Below are 3,066 nucleotides of genomic sequence, written 5' to 3'. Positions count from 1 at the left end.
CTGACCCAGGTCATCCGCGTGCTGTTCATGGTGAGTATCTATGCCGGGCTGCTGGCGTTCCACAACGCCGCCGCGCGTTACTTCTATGCGATTGGCCGCGATGGGTTGCTGCACAGCCTGCTGGGCACCACCCATCGCGTGCACCAGAGCCCGCACATGGGCTCGGCCTTGCAGAGTCTGATTTCCGCAGTGGTGGTGCTGATTTTTGCTGCGATGGATGCCGACCCGATCCTGCAATTGTTCGCCTGGCTGTCGAACCTGGCCACGTTGTGCGTGATCTTGCTGATGGCGCTGACTTCCGTCGCGGTGTTGGTGTTCTTCCGGCGCCATCCCGAACTCAAGGTGGGGATCTGGCGTGCACGGATTTTCCCCGGTTTCTCCTGCCTGGCCCTGTTCGCAGTGCTGGCGCTGGCGGTGGTGCACTTCGATGTGCTGACCGGGGCCAGCCAGCTCCTGTCCTATGGCCTCTGCGCAATCATTCCCCTGGCCCTGCTGGGCGGTGTGTACCTGGCGGCCCGCTTGCGCAAGGCGTCGCCGGAACGCTTCCGGGCGTTGGGCAGCCACAAGCTCTAAGGCGTGCCCTGCAGCTGGCTCCTCCCCCGTCAAACCCGGAAATGGCCCACCAGCTGCTGCTGGTGACTGGCCATTTCGCGCAGTGCATCACTGGCCTTCGCGGCCTCGTGCATGCGCTGGCTGAGGGTTTCGCTGATGCCCCGGATATCGCTGACCCGGTGGCTGATGTCGTCCACCACTGTGCTTTGCTCCAGGGCCGCGCTGGCAATCTGTTGGTTCATCTGTTCGATCACATCCACGGCCTGGGAAATACCCGCCAGCGCGGCGCGGGTCTGTTGCACCTGGACCACGCTGCCGCTGGCTTGATCACGGCTCAGTTGGGTGCTGTGCACCACGTCCTCACTCAGCTGTTGCAGCGTTTCGATCACCGTGCGTACCTGTTCCACCGAGCGCTGGGTGTTGCTCGCCAAGTGCCTGACCTCATCGGCCACCACCGCGAAACCCCGCCCTTGCTCGCCGGCCCGGGCGGCCTCGATGGCGGCGTTCAACGCCAGCAGGTTGGTCTGCTGCGCAATGCTGCTGATGACATCCAGCACCTGGCCGATCTGGCGGCTGCTGTCGGCGAGGGCGGTGACTTGCTGGAGCGTGGCGTCCAGGCGCTGATCGAGCGCCTCGATGCTGCGCTCGGCTGTGGCGAACACCGCCTGGCCTGATCGGCTCGCGCTTTCGGCGGCGGTGGCGGCATCGGCGGCGCTGTGGGAGTGGCGCGCCACCTCCTGGGCACTGGCGCTCATTTCATGCAGGGCGGTGGCCGCCAGCTCCACTTCGCGGTACTGGCGTTGCATGCCGGTGCTGACGTCGCGGGCAACCCCCGAGGAGGTGTCGGCGCTGTCCCGGGTGTCGCGGGCGGCGGTTTGAATGGCGCGAATCATCGGTTGCAAGGTGTCCAGGAAACGGTTGAAGCCACCGGCCAGCCTGCCCAGTTCGTCGCGCCGCCCGGCGGGCAAGCGTTGGGTGAGGTCGCCGTCGCCTTCAACGATGGCATCCAGCAATTCGACCATCTTGAGCAGTGGGCGTGTCACGCCGTAGGCGGTCACCCAGATCAGCAGCATACCCAGGCCGCTGGCGAGCAGGCCCAGGCCAAGGTTGAAACCGTTGGCGGCGCGGCTTTTGCTGTCCAGCTCGCTTTGCATCTGCCGGGCGGGAGCCTGCACCAGGGCTTGCGACACTTTGATTTGCAGGTGCCAGCCGGGGTTGCCGTCCACCACCTGCAGGGGCTGGCGGATATCGACAGTGTCCCCCGCGACGGCGCCGCTGCGTCCTGCGATCTGGCCGGCGGGCGACAGGATGCTCACTTCGCCGGCGCCCGAATACAAATCCTGGCCCAACTGGGCGGCGAGCTTTTGCAGGGTGTCGAGGCTGACGTCCATGCCGACCACGCCGAGTACCTGGCCGTTGGCGATCAGCGGCACGGAAATACTGCTCATCAGTACATCGCGACCTTCCACTTGGCTGGTGTAGGGCTCCACCACGCAGGTGCGCCGTTGCGTCTGGGGGCAGCGGTACCAATCGGTGTCCGGGTCGGCGCCGGGGAGCGCATGGTTGGCGGTGATCTGTTCTTCGGTCAGCACATCCTGCACCAGCTGCCCCGGCAGGCTCTGTGACCAGTACAACGCAAAGCGCCCGGTTTCATTGCCGGCCAGGGCGCGTTGCCCGACAAACTCGGCGTCTGCGCCGGCCAGCGCGCCAGGCAACAGCACCACGTACAGGCCGAGCACGTGCTGCTGTTTGAGCAGGGCCTGGCGGGTCACGCTGACCAGCGCTTCGCGCAATTGCGCGGCGCTGAGGCGGCCCTCGAGGGTTTGCTCGCGCAGTTGCAGTACCTGCTCGGCGAACCCTTCGCCTACCAGGGCGCTGTCATTGAAAAAGCGCTCCACGTGTTGGCCATGGGCAACGGCCTGGGCCTGCAGGCGCGCCTCGGCGGCTTGCCCCAGCAGGTGACTGCTCTGCTGCTTGAGCAGATCGGCGCTCTGTTGATTCTGGTACAGGCCGGCACCGATCAGCGCGCCGACCACCACCAGCAGGCACAGCCCGCTCAGCAGGGTGATGCGCCATTGGAGGGTGAGGTGAATTGAACGCATGGCTGAGGTTCCTACGCAAGGCATCCGGGAGAAGGGCGGGGTGACGCGAGCATGCGGCGGGACGCGATAAGCGGCTATCCCGAATCGGCAAACGCTGTGGGCACGCCATGGGTGGCTTGACCTGTTTTGGGGCGGCGCTTCGGATGCTACCGATTTGGGATAGCGAGCGGCTCAGGGGCGGGCATAGGATCAAATTCAGCGTGCAACCAAAACAACAACGCCAGAGGGCACCGATGCCGTTTGATCGGGCCCAATCCAACAGCGACTGCCTCATACAATAAGGTCAAAAAAATGAGTGTATCTATCCCGGTCAACAGCTCCACGGAGCTCAAGCGTGGCGCCCTGGGCGTGGGCTTCATCATTTTCTTTGTGGTTTCGGCGGCGAGCCCGTTGAGCGTGATCGCCGGTGGCT

At 65.0% G+C, this 3,066-nt stretch carries 1 protein-coding gene and 2 pseudogenes; 1 reads left to right on the top strand and 2 read right to left on the bottom strand.

Going from position 1 to position 3,066, the window contains the following annotated elements; genetic code table 11:
* On the top strand, window positions 1–573 hold a 573-nt coding region (locus BM110_RS29125; RefSeq protein ID WP_139220357.1), incomplete at its 5' end, for an amino acid permease.
* Between the two features lie 29 nt (window positions 574–602).
* Here BM110_RS29125 and BM110_RS30270 read toward each other — a convergent pair.
* Window positions 603–1,142, bottom strand: a pseudogene (locus tag BM110_RS30270) (methyl-accepting chemotaxis protein); the annotation flags it as partial.
* Between the two features lie 318 nt (window positions 1,143–1,460).
* Window positions 1,461–2,654: pseudogene (locus BM110_RS30265) on the bottom strand (HAMP domain-containing protein); the annotation flags it as partial.
* Window positions 2,655–3,066 lie beyond the last annotated feature (412 nt).

The sequence above is a fragment of the Pseudomonas sp. NFPP28 genome (assembly GCF_900115535.1).
In the GTDB taxonomy this organism is placed as follows: domain Bacteria; phylum Pseudomonadota; class Gammaproteobacteria; order Pseudomonadales; family Pseudomonadaceae; genus Aquipseudomonas; species Aquipseudomonas extremorientalis.
Note: the sequence above shows the minus strand (reverse complement) of the source record. Positions and strands in the feature narration are given on the sequence as shown.